A 17,195-nucleotide genomic window follows, 5' to 3' on the forward strand; every position below is an offset into this window, starting at 1 on the left:
GCTTCATGCGCCCTCCGCGCCTGGATTTTGTAGGAGCGCGCCATGCGCGCGATCGCGGGCATGGCCCGCTCCTACAGGGAAACGCCCTGCGAAAAGGGGTCATTGCCGCGGGCGTTTTTGATCGGGTAGGAGCGAGCTTGCTCGCGAACCGCTTAACGCTGGAGCGGCCGGGTAATCCGTTCGCGAGCAAGCTCGCTCCCACAGGGAACCTGCAGCCCCTAGAGCGAGAATGCCGCCGCGATGGCTCGAAGAAGCCCTACGGACAACGCTCTCTATGCTTATGCAAAATCGATTCTTGTCCTGAATCAATTATTCCTTTTATAGTCTCGCCAACTCGTCATAACAAGTTATGAACTATGGCCGAACTCCTCCCGCTTTCCCCCGTTCCCCTGTACAGCCAGCTCAAGGAACTGCTGCGTACGCGCATCCTCGACGGTACCTACCCGCCGCTCAGCCGCATGCCCTCCGAGGCCGAGCTGGGCAAGGCCTTCGAGGTCAGCCGGATCACCGTGCGCCAGGCGCTGGGCGATCTGCAGAAGGAAGGGCTGATCTTCAAGATCCACGGCAAGGGCACCTTCGTCGCCAAGCCCAAGGCATTCCAGAACGTCAGCACCCTGCAGGGCCTGGGCGAGTCCATGAGCCAGCGCGGCTATGAGGTGATCAACCGCCTACGCAGCTTCAAGACCGTGCCGGCCGACGCCCAGGTCGCCGCCCGGCTGCAGGTCGCCGAGGGCGACAACGTGGTGCAGATCAAGCGCGCCCGCCTGGTCAACCGCGAGCTGGTCTCGCTGGAGATCACCTGGCTGCCCGAGGCCGTCGGCAAGCGCCTGGAGAAGGCCGACCTGGTCAGCCGCGACATCTTCCTGATCCTGGAGAACGACTGCGCACTGCCCCTGGGCCACGCCGATCTCGCCATCGACGCCATCCTCGCCGACGCCGAACTGGCCCGCGCGCTGGAGGTGGAGGAAGGCTCGCCGGTGATGCGCATCGAGCGCCTGACCCACACCGCCGACGGCACCCCGCTGGACTACGAACACCTCTACTACCGCGGCGATGCCTTCCAGTACCGCCTGCGCATCGACCGCCACAAGGAACAACAGCCATGAGCCAGTTCGACCTTTCCCAGGTTCCCGAGGACAAGCACCTCGCCTACGACATCGTGGTGATCGGCGGCGGCACCGCCGGCCCGATGGCGGCGATCAAGGCCAAGGAAGCCAACCGCGAGCTGCGCGTGCTCCTGGTGGACAAGGCCAACGTGAAGCGCAGCGGCGCGATCAGCATGGGCATGGATGGCCTGAACAACGCCATCATCCCCGGCCATGCCACGCCCGAGCAGTACACCAAGGAGATCACCGTCGCCAACGATGGCATCGTCAACCAGGCGGCGGTCTACGCCTACGCCACCCACAGCTTCGAGACGCTGCAGCAGCTGGACCGCTGGGGCGTGAAGTTCGAGAAGGACGAGGTCGGCGACTACGCGGTGAAGAAGGTCCACCACATGGGCGCCTACGTGCTGCCCATGCCCGAGGGCCACGACATCAAGAAGGTGCTGTACCGCCAGCTCAAGCGTGCGCGCATCGAGATCACCAACCGCCTGGTGGTCACCCGCCTGCTCACCGACGCCGAGGGCGCGGTCAACGGCCTGCTCGGCTTCGACTGCCGCACCGCGCAATTCCAGGTGATCCGCGCCAAGGCCGTGGTGCTCGCCTGCGGCGCCGCCGGGCGCCTGGGCCTGCCGTCGTCGGGCTACCTGATGGGCACCTACGAGAACCCCACCAACGCCGGCGACGGCTACGCCATGGCCTACCACGCCGGTGCGGAGCTTTCGAACCTGGAATGTTTCCAGATCAACCCGCTGATCAAGGACTACAACGGCCCGGCCTGCGCCTACGTCACAGGCCCGCTGGGCGGCTACACCGCCAACAGCAAGGGCGAGCGCTTCATCGAGTGCGACTACTGGAGCGGCCAGATGATGTGGGAGTTCCACCAGGAACTCGAAGGCGGCAACGGCCCGGTCTTCCTCAAGCTGGACCACCTGGCCGAGGAAACCATCCAGACCATCGAGGAAATCCTCCACAGCAACGAACGCCCCAGCCGTGGCCAGTTCCACGCCGGGCGCGGCACCGACTACCGCCAGCAGATGGTGGAAATGCACATCTCCGAGATCGGCTTCTGCTCCGGCCATTCGGCCTCGGGCGTGTGGGTCAACGAGAAGGCCGAAACCAGCGTCAAGGGCCTGTATTCGGCCGGCGACATGGCCGCGGTGCCGCACAACTACATGCTCGGCGCCTTCACCTACGGCTGGTTCGCCGGCGCCAACGCCGCGCAGTACGTGGCCGGGCGCGAGTTCAGCGAGGTCGATAGCGGGCAGGTCGAGCGCGAGCGCGAACGCGTCTTCGCCCCGCTCCGTCGCGAGCACGGCCTGCCGCCGGCGCAGGTGGAATACAAGCTGCGGCGGATGGTCAACGACTACCTGCAGCCGCCCAAGGTGACCAAGAAGATGGAAATCGGCCTGCAGCGCTTCGCCGAAATCGCCCACGACCTGGACCAGATGAAGGCCAACAACCCCCACGAGCTGATGCGCGCCATGGAAGTCAGTGTGATCCGCGACTGCGCCGAGATGGCCGCCCGCGCCTCGCTGTTCCGTACCGAGAGCCGCTGGGGGCTGTACCACCACCGCGTGGACTACCCGCTGCGCAACGACGCCGAGTGGTTCTGCCACGCGCACCTGAAGAAGGGCGAGGACGGCGCGATGACCAGCTTCAAGAAACCCATCGAGCCCTACGTGATCGCGCTGGATGAGGATGAGCAGCAGGCTTACGAGAAGCTGCGGGTGAAGAGCGAGGCGGCTTGATGACGTCCGGCAGGCCGAAGAGCCCCTCTCCCCCCGCCCTCTCCCGCAAGCGGTAGAGGGTGCTGTCTGGAGCGAGCGGCAACCACGGAGCCAGCCGGCGATCGCAGGAATACGCGCGAAACGAAAAAACGCTATCCGGCGAGCTCCGCATTACCCGCCGGCACGACCAAGCCCCCTCTCCCTTCAGGGAGAGGGCTGGGGAGAGGGTAACGAGCCACCGCGCCGAACCCTGGCTCTAAAACAACCAGCCCGCCGCCACGACGGCCGGCAAGCAACACCATGAGGACCGCGTGCAATGGCCTACCAACCCCAGGAAATCTTCTTCCGCTCCAGCGCCCCGGTGACGGTGGACGAGGACAAGTGCATCGCCGACAAGGGCTGCACCGTCTGCGTCGAGGTCTGCCCGATGGACCTGCTGGCGATCAACCCCGCCACCCAGAAGGCCTACATGGCCTTCGACGAATGCTGGTACTGCATGCCCTGCGAGAAGGACTGCCCGACCGGCGCGGTGAAGGTCGAGATTCCGTACCTGCTGCGTTGAGCTGCCGCAACGAAGTTTCCCTGTAGGAGCGAGCTTGCTCGCGAACCAGAGCCGGCAGAGGGGCTGTTCGCGAGCAAGCTCGCTCCCACGAAAAGCCCAAGAAACACCAAAAAAAGCAACCGGCCAACGACCGGACGCCTGCTGCAAAACCCCCTCGTTTCCCACCGCAGACCCGCGGCGGAGACGATTCCAACACTGATGATTCGAGGGGAACACCCATGACCTTGCGCACCACCCTGGCCGGCCTCGCGCTGGCCGTCGCCAGCATCACCGCCCAGGCAGAGACGATTCGCGTCGCCATCGGCACCCAGGACACCACCATCAACTGCGCCGCCGGCGGCCTGTTGATCCGCGAACTCGGCCTGCTCGACAAGTACCTGCCCCACGACGGCCAGTACAAGGACGCGCAGTACGACGTGCAGTGGAAGAACTTCACCAGTGGCGCGCCGCTGACCAACGAGATGCTCGCCGGCAAGCTCGACTTCGGCGCCATGGCCGACTTCCCCGGCTCGCTCAACGGCGTCGCTCACGAGGCCGCCGGCAAGCGCAGCCTGTTCATCAGCGTGCTCTCGGGCAGCATCGAAGGCAGCGGCAACGGCATCGTCGTCCCAGCCGCGTCCACGGTGCAGTCGCTGGCCGAGCTCAAGGGCCAGACCATTTCCGTACCCTTCGCCTCCACCGCCCACGGCCTGCTGCTGCGCGCCATCGCCGCGCAAGGCTGGGACCCGGAGAAGGACGTCACCATCATCGCGCAGCCGCCGGAGGTCGCCGGCTCCGCCCTGCAGGCCAACAAGATCGCCGCCCACGCCGACTTCGTGCCCTTCGCCGAGCTGTTCGAAAGCCGCGGCATCGCCCGCAAGATCTACGACGGCTCCCAGGCCAAGGCGCCGACCTTCCACGGCGCGCTGGTGGAAGCGGACTACGCGCAGAAGTACCCGGAAATCGTCGAGGCCTACCTGCGCGCCACCTTTGAAGCCAACCAGCTGCTGGCGAAGGAGCCGGAGAAATACAGCGAGCTGATCGAGAAGGTCGCCGGCATTCCCGCCGAGGTGAACTACCTGTTCCACGGCCCGCTCGGCCTGCAGACCCGCGACCTGACCTGGAAGCCGGAATACCGCCAGGCCGTGGCCACCGCCATCGACACCCTGAAGCTGCTGAAGAAGGCCGACCGCGGGTTGAACGTCGAGCAGTTCGTCGACGACCGCTACATCCGCGCCGCCTTCAAGGCCTCCGGTGCCGACTATGAGCAGGCGCTGAAGAACTACGCCCAGCAACCGCTGCTGGGCAACGACGCACTGACCCACCAGCCGATCACCGACACCCGCAAGGTCGCGCAGATCTGGGTGCGTGGCGAGGCGAAGGTGCGCAGCTATGCGTCCGCCAAGGAAGCGCTGGGCCAGCTCGCCGAACTCAAGCAACAGGGCAAGGAGGTCCGCGCGGTGTACGCCCAGGCCAGCGACAGCGGCATCAAGCTGCTCGCCGGGCAGGCCTGGTTCGTCCGCGGCAAGGACGGCGCGCTGGATGCCTTCCTGCTGCGCGAACAGGCCGACGCCTTCGCCCGCCAGCATGGCGGAGAAGTCGCCGACTTCGCCGCCGCCAGCCAGCAGGCCGTAGCCAGCCGCTGAACCGGCAGCCAACCCTGAACAACAGCCCCGGCGGCCACGCGCCGGGGCTGCGGAGACAAGCCGATGAACAGCACCACCCTCACCCGCTGGAGCCTGCGCCTGGCCTCGCTGCTGGCCTGCCTCGCGCTCTGGCAGGTGCTCAGCGCGCGCCACGTCAACCTCGGCGTGGTCACCTTCGCCAACGTGCCCGGCCCGCGTGACGTGCTGGACGCCGCCTGGAACCTCGCGCAATCGAGCAAGCTCGGCCGCCACCTGGGCAGCAGCCTGCTGCGGGTGCTCGCCGGCTACCTGCTGGCGGCCTTCGCCGGCATCCTACTCGGGCTGGTGATCGGCCGTGGCCGCTGGGCGCGCGACAGCCTGCTGCCGCCGTTGGAAGTGCTGCGGCCGATCCCGGCGGTGGCGTGGATTCCGCTGGCGATCCTGATGTTCCCCAGCTCGGAGCTGTCGATGATCTTCATCACCTTCACCGGCGCGCTGTTCCCCATCCTGCTCAACACCATCCACGGCGTCGAGGCGGTCGACCCGCGCCTGCTCGCCTCCGCCCGCAGCCTCGGCGCAAGCCGCCTGGCGCTGCTGCGCGAAGTAGTGCTGCCGGGCGCCGCGCCGAGCATCGTCACCGGGCTTGCCATCGGCATGGGCACCTCGTGGTTCTGCCTGGTGACCGCCGAGATGATCTCCGGGCAATGGGGCATCGGCTACTACACCTGGGAGTCCTACACCTTGCAGAACTACCCCGACATCGTCGTCGGCATGCTGTTGATCGGCGTGCTCGGCATGGCCAGCAGCCTGCTGGTGCGCCAGCTCGGCGCCCTGGTCACACCCTGGCAGCGCCAGGCCGGAGGCAAGCCATGACCCTGCCCGCCAGCGCACCGGGGCGCGTGCGCGTCGACGGCCTGTCGATCCACCTGGGCAGCGGCCGCGACGCCTTCGAGGCCGTGCAATCCCTGAGTTTTTCCATCGAGCCCGGCGAGTTCGTCTGCGTGCTCGGCCCCTCCGGCTGCGGCAAGTCCACCCTGCTCGGCGCGCTGGCCGGGCACCTGGCGCCCAGCGGCGGCACGCTGGAAGTCGACGGCGCCAGCGTCGCCGGCCCCTCGCCGGAGCGCGGCATGGTGTTCCAGCACCACACCCTACTGCCCTGGCGGCGGGTGCGCGACAACGTCGCCTTCGGCCTGAAGATGCGCGGCGTGCCCCGCGCCGAGCGCCATCGCCAGGCGGATGACATGCTCCAGCTGGTGGGCCTGAACGGCTTCGCCCAGCGCTGGCCATCGCAGCTCTCCGGCGGCATGCAGCAGCGCGTGGAGATCGCCCGCGTGCTGATCAACCAGCCGCGCCTGCTGCTGATGGACGAACCCTTCGGCGCCCTCGATGCGCAGACGCGAATGATGATGCAGGAGCTGCTGCTGGACATCTGGACGCGCCTGCGCACCAGTGTGCTGTTCATCACCCACGACATCGACGAGGCGCTGTTCCTCGCCGACCGCATCCTGGTGATGAGCCCGCGCCCCGGACGCATCCTCGAAGACATCCGCCTCGACTTCCCGCGCCCGCGCCACGCCGACCTGCTCACCACGCCTGAATTCTCCCGGCTCAAGCGCCACTGCCTGGAACTGCTGCGCCACGAAGACGGCCGCCAGCTGCCACGCCTGACGCCACTGGGCCTGCCCACCCAACAACGGATACCGCGATTCGCCATATGACAGCCTTTGACCTCAGCACCGACAACCCCGATATCCTCGACCTGCAGCCGCGCCTGCAGAACGCCGACGCCGGCGTGCGCCGCATCGCCCTGATCGAGCTGGCCGACCTGGAAGAGCCCGACGGCCTGCCCTGGCTCGCCCATGCGCTGAACCATGACGCCGCCGCCAGCGTCCGCGCCGAGGCCGCGCGGCTGCTGGAAGCCTGGGAAGAGCCCGAGGTGGTGGACGCCCTCTGCCAGGCCCTGGCCGACAGCGACGAAGACGTGCGCGAAGCCGCCGCGCAGAGCCTGAGCGAGCTGAAGACCGCCGACGCTGGCGTGCGCCTACTGCCGTGGGCGACCCATGCCGACATCTTCGTCCGCCGCAGCGCCCTGCGTGCCCTGCGCGAACTGCGCCTGGAAGATGCCGCCGAACCGGCCCTGAACGCGTTGGCCGACAGCGACGCCGGCGTGCGTCGCGAGGCCGTGGGCATTCTCGGCTGGCTCAAGCGCACCGACGCGCTGCCGCACCTGGCACGCCTCACCCGCGACGACCCGGACGCGGAAGTGCGCCGCGCGGCGGCCGGCGCCCTCGGCCTGGCCATCGATGCCAGCGTGCTGCCGGCCCTGCAGGCGGCACTGGCCGACCCGGCCTGGCAAGTGCGCGAGGAAGCCGCCGGCACCCTCGGCAAACTGGCCCTGCCGGAGGCCGGCGACGCGCTGGTCAAGGCGCTGGAGGACGACTTCTGGCAAGTACGCCTGCGCGCCGCCCGCTCGCTGGGCAAGCTGCGCTACCTGCCGGCGCTGGAAGGCCTGAAGGGCGTGCTCGGCCACGGCATCAGCAACCTGCGCAAGGAAGCCGCGCTGGCCCTGGGCGAGTTGGGCAGCGGCGATGCCATCGACGCCCTGCGCCACGCCGAGCACGACGGCGACCCGGAGGTGCGCAAGGCCGTGCGCATCGCCCTGGCCCAACTGGGGCAGTCGGCATGAACACGCCGGTCGCCCTGCACCGCTCCAGCGCCGACGGCGAACTGCGCATCCGCTGGGACGACGGCGTCGAACAGTGCATCGGCTTCGCCCGCCTGCGCGGCGCCTGCCCCTGCTCGCAGTGCCGGGCCGCGCGCCTGCACGGGCGCATCGAGCTGGTCTCGGCCGGCGTCGTCCTGCAGCAACTCAACCTGCAGGGCTACGGCGTGCAACTGGTGTTCGACGACGGCCACGACCGCGGCATCTACCCCTGGGCGTACCTTCGCGAACTGGGGCAACCCGCGCTCACCTGATCGCGCGGGACAGGTGTTCGAGCACGCGTTCGACGGCGCGCTCCAGGCAGCCCTTGAAGAAGTGGTCGGCGCCGGCGTAGAGCACCACCTCGCGCTGCGTCGGCCGCGCCCAGTCCAGCAGGTTCGCCAGTGGCGCCATCTCGTCCGCCTCGCCATGCAGGAGCAGGCAGTCGCCCGGGACATCCTGCGCCGCGTAGTCGCGGCCGCCGGGGACGGTGCCGACCGGCAAACCCATCAGCACCAGGGCGTCCGCCGGGGGCGACACCGCGCCGGCCATGCGGGCGAACACATAGGCACCGAAGGAGAAGCCCACCAGCGCCAGTGGCAGGTGCGGATATTCGCCGCGCAGGTGCGCCACCACCGCGAGCATGTCCTGCGCCTCGCCGATACCGTCGGCGTACTCGCCTTCGCTGCCGTCTACGCCACGGAAGCTCGGCCGCACGGTCAGCCAGCCGGCGCCACAGAGCGCGCGCGACAGCGTCAGCGGCACGCGGTGCCGGGGGCTGCCGCCGAGCAGCGGCTGCGGATGGCTGATCAACGCGATGCCCTGCACCGGCACGCCGGGTCGGTCGATCAGCAATTGCAGCTGGCCGGCCGGGCCATCGATCAGTTGCGTACTGCGCAGTTCTGCTTCGGGCATGGGGCGTCCTGGTTGGCGGGGTGGGACCGGCATTGTAGGGGCACGGCGTGCGGCGAGGCAGCATCGGGCTTTCAGGCGCCCGCACAGACAGCAGCGCGCGGCCGTCGTTCGCCCTTTTGTCGGAAGCGCGAAACGAGCAACAGACAAACAGATATTTCCTACAACAAAAGAAGCGAAAAATTTGACCGGCTTCAACCTCGCCGGATCTTGCCTTCCACAGCTCTGTCAGACCATTAACCTGATCGCACCGCCACTTCCGTGGTGATGCGTACGAAACGGCTGACAGCCGTGTAGTGCGTCTTCCGCAAGCCTCTGGGTCTCGCAACCCCGACTGGAGTGCGCAATGAATACCTACCCGTTTGACGAACAGAAGGACTTGTTGCGTTGGCAAGATGTCTGTTACGGAGCGTCACCGCTGATCTTCATCCACGGCCTGGGCTGCGCATCGAGCAGTGACTACCCCCGCGTCGTCGCCTCCGATGCCTACAGCAGGCGCCGCTCCTGGCTGGTGGACCTCCCAGGCGCCGGCTTCAGCGACAAACCCGACGCCAACCTCTACGGCACCACCGCCCAGGCGCAGACCCTGGAACGCTGGATCCGCAGCACGCCGATCAATCGCTTCAGCCTGTTCGGCCACAGCGCCGGCGCCTTCATCGCGCTCAAGCTGGCCGCCGCCCTGCACGAGCGGGTGAACAACCTGATCCTCTGCCAACCCGGCCTCGACGCCTATGGCGTCGGACTGCTCGAATCCATCACGGCGATGAGCGAGCGCGAGTTCGTCAACTCCGGCTTCGCCCTGCTGCTGGAAATGCTCAAGCTCGACGGCGGCCATGAAGCCTGGCTGGGCCCGCTGCAACTGTGCTCGCCCCAGGCCATCTACCAGTGGGCGGCCGCGGCGCTGGCCGATCAGGACAACGGCAACTGGATCGATGGACTGCGCGAGGTGCCCATCGTGAAGAAGGCCGTGATCCTGTCCGACAACGCCCCGCTCAACGACATCCGCCAATACCACCAGGCCGGCTGCCGGGTCGAGATCGTCGCGCAGAGCGGGCACATGATGGCCTACGACAACCCCGACGGCCTGGCGCGGGCGATTTCCCACTTCGTCTACTAGCAACAGCGCCCCGTTTCCGGGGCGCCGCGTCCCTCAGAGAATCGACAGCGGGTAGTCGACGATCAGGCGCAACTCGTTGACGTCGCCTTCCACCTGGTCGGCATTGCCGCGGTGGATCGCCTCGCGCAGGCGCAGCGACAGGTCCTTCGCCGGCCCGGATTGCACCACGTACTTCGCCTCCAGGTTGGTCTCGTGGTGCTTGCCGTCCTCGCCGTAGCCATAGCCGCGGTACTGGCTGTCGGCGGCCATCTTGCTGCCGTCTATGCCGTGGCCGTTGACGTAGCGGGCCATGAAGCTCAGGCCGGGGATGCCGTAGCTGGCCATCGCCAGGTCGTAGCGCAGTTGCCAGGACTTCTCTTCCGGGCCGTTGAAGTCCGAGTACTGGATGGAGTTGGCGAGGAAGATCGAATCGGCAGTATCGCCGGGGCCGTTGACGCCGAAGGCCACGTAGTCGAATGGCGTGTCGCCATGCACCTTCTGGTAGGCCAGCGTCACGGTATGCGCCGTGAGGAAGCTGTACGCGGCGGCGGCGGACCAGGTGGTGTTGTTGATGTCGCCGGCCTTGGCGCTGCCGTCGTCGTTGGTGCGGTAGATGTTGAAGTCGATGTTCAGCGACTGGTCATCGGCCAGCGGCAGGGTGTAGTTGGCGTTGCCGTAGTACTGACGCCACACATCCTCCAGCTTGGAGGCGTACAGCGAGACGTTCAGCGCGTCGTTGATCGCGTACTTGCCGCCCACGTAGTCGATGCTGCTGGCCTCGACGTTGGCGTAGGACGCCCAGATGCCATGGTCGCCGTTGGTGGTCACCGGGCCATTGCCGCCGGTGAAGTGGCCGCCGTCCAGGTCCAGCCCGGCGATCTCGCTGCTGAGCACGTTGAAGCCGGTGGCGGTCTGCGGGAACAGGCGCGTGCCGCCGGCGGCGAATACCGGCGCGGTGGGCTGCAGGTCGCCCCAGCGCAGTTCGGTTTTCGACACGCGCAGCTTCACGGCGCCGCCAGCGCGGCCGTATTCGCTTTCCGGTGAGTCATTCTCGCGCACCGGCAGGTTGCCGGTGCCGGAGGTGCCGGCGCCGCCATCCAGGCGCACGCCCCAGTTGCCGAAGGCCTCGACGCCGAAGCCGACCGTGCCCTGGGTGAAGCCGGAGCTGTAGTTCAGCGTGAAACCCTGGGTCCAGTCCTTGCGGTCGCGGTCACCGGACTTGCGGTCGCTGTTGTAGTAGTAGTTGCGCAGCAACAGCGACGCGGTGCTGCCTTCGATGAAGCCGGTGGCTTCGGACTGGTCGGAAACGGCGGCCGCGTGGGCCAGTTGATACGGAATGCCGGCGAGCGATGCACTGACACAGGCACCGAGCACGGAAAGACGGAACGCGGACATCTGCTACCCCTTTGTTGGTCTTGTCTTGGCAGGTCTATCGAGTGAATGCTGAACAACTTTCTTATGTTTCCCCACCATTGGCAGAGCGTGCGAAGAGATAACAATCCGGTGCCTTTGCCTCAAACCAGCCTCGTCGATAGTCGATATCGAAACGAATGATTCAGCATTTATCGCCCGCACCATTAAGCTTGCGCCCCGATGAAGAACATGAGTCCCGGATGCCCGCTCCAGAGCGTCCGGAGGATTGCTCCACTTCATCATCCTTTGGTTTGGCCGCCTCCCCAGGCGGCCTTTTTTTTGGCTGCGAGAAAGTTCTGGAACAACCGTTCCAGGCGATATTCCCGGCAATTCCAACGTGCCTGGAATTACTCTTTCCTCACAACTTTCCGCTAACTTCGTCGGGCAACTTCTGCAGGATCGGGCAACTTGCGCGTACGCCGGAACGTGCTGCTCGCGCACCGTTCATCCGCTGCGCTTTCCCCCTCTCGATGAGTCACTTGCGCAAAGCAAGCGACCCGATTAGATTACAACCATAATCTTTTACCGACGCCCTTGCCTGTCGCCCTGCCAGGCCCATGGAACGGCGGCCTGGTTAGATGACGACCTTAATTCAAAGAGATGCAGCCATGCGCAGATCGAGCTTCGAACACCTGCCCTGCCCCGTGGCCCAGGCGCTGGACCTGATCGGCGACAGCTGGAACGTGCTGATCCTGCGCGAGGCCTTCTACGGCTCCACCCGCTTCGACCAGTTCCTCGCACGATTGGGCATTGCCAGCAACGTACTGACCCGCCGCCTGCGTGCCCTGGTGGACAGCGGCTTGCTGCAGCGCCACCCCTACAGCGACCACCCGCCGCGCTTCGAGTACCTGCTGACCGACCGCGGCCGCGACCTGCGCCCGGTGCTGCTGACCCTGCTGCAGTGGGGCAAGCGCCACGCCGGCATGGCCAGCGCCGCCGAACTGGTGGACACCCGCAGCGGGCGCCCGGTGCGCATCGCCCTGGTGGACGCCGACAGCGGCGAGCCCATCGGCCCGCAGCACCAGATCCACCGCCGCGAGGGCGAGCGACTCGTCCCGGTGTTCCCGCACGCCACTCCCCAGACCATTCCCCACGCCGATCACGCCTGAGCGAGGCCGCCATGAACCAGCCCGTCACCCTCCCCGCCACGCCAGCCGTCGACACGGCCAAACCCCGGTCCCGCAAGGCCCTCAAGCTCGCCGTCGCCACCGCCGCCATCCTGGGCGCGGGCGCCTATGCCGGGCACTGGTGGCTCGACGGACGCTTCCTGGAAAAGACCGACGATGCCTACGTCGGCGGCGATGTCACCGTCATCAGCCCGCGCGTGGCCGGCTACATCGCCGAGTTGAAGGTGAGCGACAACCAGCGGGTGCGCGCCGGCGACCTGCTCGCCCGCATCGACGACCGCGACTACCGTGCCGCCCTGGCCAAGGCCGAAGGCGCCGTGCATGCCGAGGAAGCGGCGCTGGGCAACGTCGATGCCCAGGCCTCGCTGCAGGACGCGCTGATCCGCCAGAGCCAGGCGGAAATCGACGCCGCCGCCGCCGAGGAAGTGCGCACCCGTGACGACCAGCGCCGCTACGCCACCCTGGTGCGCACCAACGCGGTGTCGGTGGAAGCCGCGCAGCGCGCCGACGCCAGCTTCAAGTCCGCCCACGCCAACAGCGACAAGGCCCACGCCAGCCTCCTCGCCGCGCGCCGCCAGCTGGACGTGATCCACAGCCAGCGCCAGCAGGTTCAGGCCGCCCTGGAGCAGGCCGTCGCCGCCCGCGACCTGGCGCGCCTGGACCTCAGCTACACCGAGCTGCGCGCGCCGGTGGACGGCTACATCGGCAACCGCCGCGCGCGGGTCGGCAGCTACGTCGCCGCCGGCACCCAGTTGCTCGCCGTGGTCCCCGCCCAGGGCCTGTGGGTCGACGCCAACTTCAAGGAAGACCAACTGGCGCGCATGCTGCCCGGCCAGGCGGTCACCATCGAGGCCGACATCCTCCCCGGCAAGGTCTTCCACGGCCACCTGGACAGCCTCGCGCCCGCCACCGGCGCGCAGTTCAGCATCCTCCCGCCGGAAAACGCCACCGGCAACTTCACCAAGATCGTCCAGCGCGTGCCGGTGCGCGTGCACCTGGACGATGCCGACGGTCGCCTGGGCGACCTGCGCCCGGGCCTCTCCGTGCTGGTGGAAGTGGACACCCGCGCCCATGAGCACGGCGACGCCGATCAGCGCGTCGCCCAGAGCACGCGGCCGTGAGCCTCGCCCGCAGCACCTTCTGGAGCAGCGAGGTGGTACCGGTGGCGAGCCTGTCCACCGGCCGCAAGGTGGTGTCCTTCGCCTGCATGTGCCTGGGCATGTTCATCGCCCTGCTGGACATCCAGATCGTCTCCGCGTCGCTGCGCGACATCGGCGGCGGGCTATCGGCCGGCGCCGACGAACTCGCCTGGGTGCAGACCAGCTACCTGATCGCCGAGATCATCGTCATTCCGCTCTCCGGCTGGCTGTCCAAGGTGCTTTCCACGCGCTGGCTGTTCGCCGCCTCGGCGCTGGGCTTCACCCTCACCAGCCTGCTCTGCGCCATGGCCTGGAACATCCAGAGCATGATCGCCTTCCGCGCGCTGCAGGGCTTCCTCGGCGGCTCGATGATCCCCATGGTGTTCACCACCGGCTTCATGTACTTCGACGGCAAGCAGCGGGTGATCGTCGCCGCCACCATCGGCGCCATCGCTTCCCTCGCGCCGACTCTGGGGCCGGTGGTGGGCGGCTGGATCACCGATATTTCCTCCTGGCCCTGGCTGTTCTACATCAACCTGGTGCCCGGCCTGTTCGTCGCCATCGTGGTGCCGATCATGGTGCGCATCGACAAGCCCGACCTGTCCCTGCTCAAGGGCGCCGACTATCCCGCCATCGTGCTGATGGCGCTGTTCCTCGGTTGCCTGGAATACACCCTGGAGGAAGGCCCGCGCTGGAACTGGTTCAGCGACGACACCATCGTCGCCACCGCCTGGATTTCCGGCCTGTGCGGCGTCGCCTTCATCTACCGCAGCCTGACCGCCGCGCACCCCATCGTCGACCTGCGCGCCCTGAAGGAACGCAACTTCGCCCTCGGCTGCCTGTTCAGCTTCGTCACCGGCATCGGCATCTTCGCCACCATCTACCTGACCCCGCTGTTCCTCGGCCGCGTGCGCGGCTACGGCGCGCTGGACATCGGTTTGGCGATCTTCTCCACGGGCATCTTCCAGATCATGAGCATCCCGCTGTACGCCGCCCTCGCCCGGCGCGTCGACCTGCGCTGGATCCTGCTGCTGGGGATGGTGATGTTTACCCTGTCGATGTATGAATTCGCGCCGCTGACCCACGACTGGGGCGCGGCCCAGCTGATGTTCCCGCAGGCCCTGCGCGGCATGGCGCAACAGTTCTGCGTGGCGCCCACGGTGACGCTGGCGTTGGGCTCGCTGCCGCCGGAGCGCCTGAAGCTGGCGTCCGGGCTGTTCAACCTGATGCGCAACCTGGGCGGCGCCATCGGCATCGCCGCCTGCGCCACGGTGCTCAACGACCGCGCCAACCTGCACTTCCTGCGCCTGGCCGAGCACCTGAACAGCGGCAACGAAGCCCTCAACCAGTGGCTGGCGCCGTCCCTGGGGCTCAACGGCGAACCCTCGCAACAAGCGCTGAAACACGTGTGGGACCTGACCTGGCGCGAGGCGCAGACGCTGACCTTCGCCGATGCCTTCCTGCTGGTGGGCGCCTGTTTCGCGGTGACCCTGCTGCTGGTGCCGCTAATGCGCAGGATCGCCCCGCCCACCCAGCCCAGCGCAGACAGTCACTGAGCCGCCATCAGCGCCTCGAGGAAGGCCACGAACACGCGGATGCGGCTGGACTCGCGCAGGCTCGGCGGGTACAGCACGTTGATGATGCCGGACGTGGTGCCGGGATAGGCGTCGTATCCGGCGAGCAGGCGCACCAGGCGCCCGGCGCGGACGTCCTCGGCCACCAGCCAGTCCGACAGCAGCGCAATGCCACCGCCGGCCAGGGCGGTCTCGCGCAGCACGTCGGCGTTGTTGCTCTGCAGGCGTCCCTGCACGTTGAGCGGCCAGGTGTCCTGGCCGTCGGTGCAGGTCCAGGTCAGGTGCGTGCCGCCGTAGTCGAAGCGCAGGCACTGGTACTCCATCAACTGCAGCGGATGTTCCGGTGTGCCGGCGCGTCGCAGGTAGTCAGGGCTCGCCACCAGCCAGCGCTGGAAGTGGCCGATGGGACGACTGATGATGTCGTCGCTGGTGAGGCTCGAACCCAGCCGCACGGAGAGGTCGATCTGCTGTTTCGGCAGGTCGGTGATCTGGTCGCTCAGCGACAGGCTGATTTCCAGCTCCGGGTACTGCGCCAGCAGGCGCCCCAGGTGCGGGGCGATGACCCGGCGGCCGAACTCCACCGGCACGCTGACCCGCAATCGGCCTTTCGCCTCGAGGCCTCGGTCGCTGACCAGGCCATCGGCCTCCACCAGCGCTTCGAGGATCGCCACGGCCTTGTCGTAGTACGCCTGCCCGGCCAGGGTCGGGCTGCTGTGGCGGGTGGTGCGGTTGAGCAGCGTGGCGCCCAGCTCCGCTTCCAGGGCCGCCACCTGGCGGGTCACCGAGGACGTCGCCACGCCCAGCTTGCGCGCCGCCGCCGAGTAGCCGCCGCAGCGGACGGTCCCGACGAACATCGTCAGGGCCTGCAGTTTGTCCATGGCGCAACTCCGGGAGCGGAAAACCCCGGAGTGTACCCAATCACCCACGCGCCCGCCTTGCACGCCTGTGCTCTCAGGCGTGGCTGTCGCCGCGCAGCAGGAACAGCAGAGTGGCGATGGCCGGGATCACCGCGGCGCCGATGGCGAACGGCGTCCAGCTGATGGCTTCGTAGAGCGGGCTGGCGAGCAGCGAGCCGAGCGCGCCGCCGACGAAGATGCTGGTCATGTACACCGCGTTCAGGCGTGCGCGGCTGTGCGGGTCGAGGGCGTACACCTCGCGCTGGCCCAGCACCATGTTCATCTGCACGGCGAAATCCAGCAGCACCGCACACACCACCAGCCAGAAGAACCCCGCGCCGGGCAGCGCCCCGAGCAACAGGGCGAACGGCGCCAGCAGCAGCGCCACCAGGGTGCCCCTGCCGGTGTGCCCGGCGTCCGCCAGGCGTCCGGCGATGGGCGCGGCCACAGCGCCCACGGCACCGACCAGGGCGAACAGCGCGACCTGGGTCTGGCTGAAGCCGTGGTGGCGAATCAACTCGATGGGCGCGATGGTCCAGAAGGCGCTGAACGCGGCGAACAGCAGGCCCTGGTAGAGCGCGCGCTCACGCAGCACGGCGTAGCGCCGCGCCAGGGCGAACACCGAGCCGATCAGTTGCGGATAAGTAGCGCTGTGCGCCGGCACGCGGCGCGGCAGCGCCACCGCCATCACCAGGGTGATCACCAGCATCAGCACCGACGCGGCGAAGAACACCCCGCGCCATCCGAAGACTTCAGCCAACAGGCTCGACACCGGCCGCGACAGCAGGATGCCCAGCAGCAGGCCGCCCATGATGTTGCCCACCACCCGGCCACGGGCTTCTTCGGGCGCCAGGTGCGCGGCCAACGGCACGAGGATCTGCACCGCCACCGAGGTCAGGCCGATCAGCAGCGCACAGGCCAGCAGCACCGACGGCGAATCCGCCAGGCCCGCACCGGCCAGGCACAGCGCCACGGCCAGGGTGAAGCCGATCACCAGCTTGCGGTTCTCCAGCAGGTCCGCCAGCGGCACCAGGAACAGCAGGCCGATGGCGTAGCCGAACTGGGTCAGCGAGACGATCAGGCTGGCGTGCCGGGTGGACAGGCCGATCGCCGGCGCGATCAGCTCGACGATGGGTTGGGCGTAGTAGAGGTTGGCGACCACGGCGCCACAGCAGAAGGCGAGCAGCGCCACCATCGCCGAGGACAGGGTGGGCTGTGCGTGGTCAGCCGGGAGGGACGTCGAAGCGGAGTTCATGACCATTCCTTGCGAGAAAAACAGTGAGGCAAGCCTATGCCGGCCGCCTGCCGCGCAGAATCCGCCGGGCCGGCAAAACAGCG

At 67.8% G+C, this 17,195-nt stretch carries 16 protein-coding genes; 12 read left to right on the top strand and 4 right to left on the bottom strand.

Annotated features, from left to right (window positions below):
• The first annotated feature begins 356 nt into the window (after window positions 1–356).
• The 8 genes from ACNFIA_RS19755 (at window position 357) to ACNFIA_RS19790 (ending at window position 7,975) form a co-directional block, all read left to right on the top strand.
• On the top strand, window positions 357–1,106 hold the full coding sequence (locus tag ACNFIA_RS19755) for a GntR family transcriptional regulator (protein WP_259755251.1): 750 nt from the start codon (window positions 357–359) through the stop codon (window positions 1,104–1,106).
• Window positions 1,103–2,854, top strand: a complete 1,752-nt coding sequence (locus ACNFIA_RS19760; protein ID WP_416787953.1) for a fumarate reductase/succinate dehydrogenase flavoprotein subunit — start codon at window positions 1,103–1,105, stop codon at window positions 2,852–2,854. The genes ACNFIA_RS19755 and ACNFIA_RS19760 overlap by 4 nt, the downstream gene beginning before the upstream one ends.
• Window positions 2,855–3,149: 295 nt before the next feature.
• Complete coding sequence (locus tag ACNFIA_RS19765; RefSeq protein ID WP_081517023.1) at window positions 3,150–3,395, top strand: 4Fe-4S dicluster domain-containing protein; 246 nt, start codon at window positions 3,150–3,152, stop codon at window positions 3,393–3,395.
• A gap of 218 nt (window positions 3,396–3,613) precedes the next feature.
• On the top strand, window positions 3,614–5,020 hold the full coding sequence (locus ACNFIA_RS19770) for an ABC transporter substrate-binding protein (protein ID WP_416787956.1): 1,407 nt from the start codon (window positions 3,614–3,616) through the stop codon (window positions 5,018–5,020).
• A 63-nt stretch (window positions 5,021–5,083) separates the two neighbouring features.
• Entirely contained in the window at window positions 5,084–5,872 is a 789-nt protein-coding gene (locus ACNFIA_RS19775) for an ABC transporter permease (protein ID WP_416787959.1), read from the top strand.
• Window positions 5,869–6,717 carry an ABC transporter ATP-binding protein gene (locus ACNFIA_RS19780; RefSeq protein WP_259755256.1) on the top strand — a complete coding sequence of 283 codons (849 nt, stop codon included), beginning with the start codon at window positions 5,869–5,871 and terminating at the stop codon, window positions 6,715–6,717. Before ACNFIA_RS19775 ends, ACNFIA_RS19780 begins: the two co-directional genes overlap by 4 nt.
• Entirely contained in the window at window positions 6,714–7,685 is a 972-nt protein-coding gene (locus ACNFIA_RS19785) for a HEAT repeat domain-containing protein (protein ID WP_416787963.1), read from the top strand. The genes ACNFIA_RS19780 and ACNFIA_RS19785 overlap by 4 nt, the downstream gene beginning before the upstream one ends.
• A complete protein-coding gene (locus tag ACNFIA_RS19790) occupies window positions 7,682–7,975 on the top strand; it encodes a gamma-butyrobetaine hydroxylase-like domain-containing protein (RefSeq protein WP_259755259.1) in 294 nt (97 codons plus the stop codon). Before ACNFIA_RS19785 ends, ACNFIA_RS19790 begins: the two co-directional genes overlap by 4 nt.
• Here the strand turns inward: ACNFIA_RS19790 and ACNFIA_RS19795 are convergent.
• The gene (locus ACNFIA_RS19795) at window positions 7,968–8,615 is read right to left on the bottom strand and encodes an alpha/beta hydrolase (RefSeq protein WP_416787968.1); all 648 of its coding nucleotides are present in this window, start codon (window positions 8,613–8,615) and stop codon (window positions 7,968–7,970) included. The genes ACNFIA_RS19790 and ACNFIA_RS19795 overlap by 8 nt on opposite strands.
• A 343-nt stretch (window positions 8,616–8,958) precedes the next feature.
• On the opposite strand from ACNFIA_RS19795, the gene ACNFIA_RS19800 reads away from it, so the two are divergent.
• Entirely contained in the window at window positions 8,959–9,729 is a 771-nt protein-coding gene (locus tag ACNFIA_RS19800) for an alpha/beta fold hydrolase (protein WP_259755262.1), read from the top strand.
• A 33-nt stretch (window positions 9,730–9,762) separates the two neighbouring features.
• Here the strand turns inward: ACNFIA_RS19800 and ACNFIA_RS19805 are convergent, their stop codons facing one another.
• On the bottom strand, window positions 9,763–11,103 hold the full coding sequence (locus ACNFIA_RS19805; RefSeq protein WP_259755264.1) for an OprD family porin: 1,341 nt from the start codon (window positions 11,101–11,103) through the stop codon (window positions 9,763–9,765).
• Between the two features lie 626 nt (window positions 11,104–11,729).
• On the opposite strand from ACNFIA_RS19805, the gene ACNFIA_RS19810 reads away from it, so the two are divergent.
• The 3 genes from ACNFIA_RS19810 (at window position 11,730) to ACNFIA_RS19820 (ending at window position 14,943) form a co-directional block, all read left to right on the top strand.
• Window positions 11,730–12,230, top strand: a complete 501-nt coding sequence (locus tag ACNFIA_RS19810) for a winged helix-turn-helix transcriptional regulator (protein WP_416787972.1) — start codon at window positions 11,730–11,732, stop codon at window positions 12,228–12,230.
• 11 nt (window positions 12,231–12,241) lie between these two features.
• Complete coding sequence (locus ACNFIA_RS19815; RefSeq protein WP_416787974.1) at window positions 12,242–13,369, top strand: efflux RND transporter periplasmic adaptor subunit; 1,128 nt, start codon at window positions 12,242–12,244, stop codon at window positions 13,367–13,369.
• A gap of 86 nt (window positions 13,370–13,455) precedes the next feature.
• The gene (locus tag ACNFIA_RS19820) at window positions 13,456–14,943 is read left to right on the top strand and encodes a DHA2 family efflux MFS transporter permease subunit (protein WP_259759665.1); all 1,488 of its coding nucleotides are present in this window, start codon (window positions 13,456–13,458) and stop codon (window positions 14,941–14,943) included.
• Here ACNFIA_RS19820 and ACNFIA_RS19825 read toward each other — a convergent pair.
• Together ACNFIA_RS19825 and ACNFIA_RS19830 are read right to left on the bottom strand one after the other, a co-directional pair.
• Window positions 14,937–15,839 carry a LysR family transcriptional regulator gene (locus ACNFIA_RS19825; RefSeq protein WP_416787977.1) on the bottom strand — a complete coding sequence of 301 codons (903 nt, stop codon included), beginning with the start codon at window positions 15,837–15,839 and terminating at the stop codon, window positions 14,937–14,939. The two genes, ACNFIA_RS19820 and ACNFIA_RS19825, sit on opposite strands and share 7 nt — an antisense overlap.
• 73 nt (window positions 15,840–15,912) lie before the next feature.
• Window positions 15,913–17,112: an MFS transporter gene (locus ACNFIA_RS19830; protein ID WP_416787979.1), complete on the bottom strand. Its 1,200-nt coding sequence runs from the start codon at window positions 17,110–17,112 to the stop codon at window positions 15,913–15,915.
• Window positions 17,113–17,195: the final 83 nt, after the last annotated feature.

It is taken from the genome of Pseudomonas sp. NY15437, from assembly GCF_048068435.1.
In the GTDB taxonomy this organism is placed as follows: Bacteria; Pseudomonadota; Gammaproteobacteria; order Pseudomonadales; family Pseudomonadaceae; genus Pseudomonas; species Pseudomonas nitroreducens_B.

Excerpts from the sequence above, each read along its gene's own strand:
- ACNFIA_RS19755 (WP_259755251.1), top strand. The coding sequence starts at position 357 with ATGGCCGAACTCCTCCCGCTTTCCCCCGTTCCCCTGTACAGCCAGCTC.
- ACNFIA_RS19760 (WP_416787953.1), top strand. The coding sequence starts at position 1,103 with ATGAGCCAGTTCGACCTTTCCCAGGTTCCCGAGGACAAGCACCTCGCC.
- ACNFIA_RS19765 (WP_081517023.1), top strand. The coding sequence starts at position 3,150 with ATGGCCTACCAACCCCAGGAAATCTTCTTCCGCTCCAGCGCCCCGGTG.
- ACNFIA_RS19770 (WP_416787956.1), top strand. The coding sequence starts at position 3,614 with ATGACCTTGCGCACCACCCTGGCCGGCCTCGCGCTGGCCGTCGCCAGC.
- ACNFIA_RS19775 (WP_416787959.1), top strand. The coding sequence starts at position 5,084 with ATGAACAGCACCACCCTCACCCGCTGGAGCCTGCGCCTGGCCTCGCTG.
- ACNFIA_RS19780 (WP_259755256.1), top strand. The coding sequence starts at position 5,869 with ATGACCCTGCCCGCCAGCGCACCGGGGCGCGTGCGCGTCGACGGCCTG.
- ACNFIA_RS19785 (WP_416787963.1), top strand. The coding sequence starts at position 6,714 with ATGACAGCCTTTGACCTCAGCACCGACAACCCCGATATCCTCGACCTG.
- ACNFIA_RS19790 (WP_259755259.1), top strand. The coding sequence starts at position 7,682 with ATGAACACGCCGGTCGCCCTGCACCGCTCCAGCGCCGACGGCGAACTG.
- ACNFIA_RS19795 (WP_416787968.1), bottom strand. The coding sequence starts at position 8,615 with ATGCCCGAAGCAGAACTGCGCAGTACGCAACTGATCGATGGCCCGGCC.
- ACNFIA_RS19800 (WP_259755262.1), top strand. The coding sequence starts at position 8,959 with ATGAATACCTACCCGTTTGACGAACAGAAGGACTTGTTGCGTTGGCAA.
- ACNFIA_RS19805 (WP_259755264.1), bottom strand. The coding sequence starts at position 11,103 with ATGTCCGCGTTCCGTCTTTCCGTGCTCGGTGCCTGTGTCAGTGCATCG.
- ACNFIA_RS19810 (WP_416787972.1), top strand. The coding sequence starts at position 11,730 with ATGCGCAGATCGAGCTTCGAACACCTGCCCTGCCCCGTGGCCCAGGCG.
- ACNFIA_RS19815 (WP_416787974.1), top strand. The coding sequence starts at position 12,242 with ATGAACCAGCCCGTCACCCTCCCCGCCACGCCAGCCGTCGACACGGCC.
- ACNFIA_RS19820 (WP_259759665.1), top strand. The coding sequence starts at position 13,456 with ATGTGCCTGGGCATGTTCATCGCCCTGCTGGACATCCAGATCGTCTCC.
- ACNFIA_RS19825 (WP_416787977.1), bottom strand. The coding sequence starts at position 15,839 with ATGGACAAACTGCAGGCCCTGACGATGTTCGTCGGGACCGTCCGCTGC.
- ACNFIA_RS19830 (WP_416787979.1), bottom strand. The coding sequence starts at position 17,112 with ATGAACTCCGCTTCGACGTCCCTCCCGGCTGACCACGCACAGCCCACC.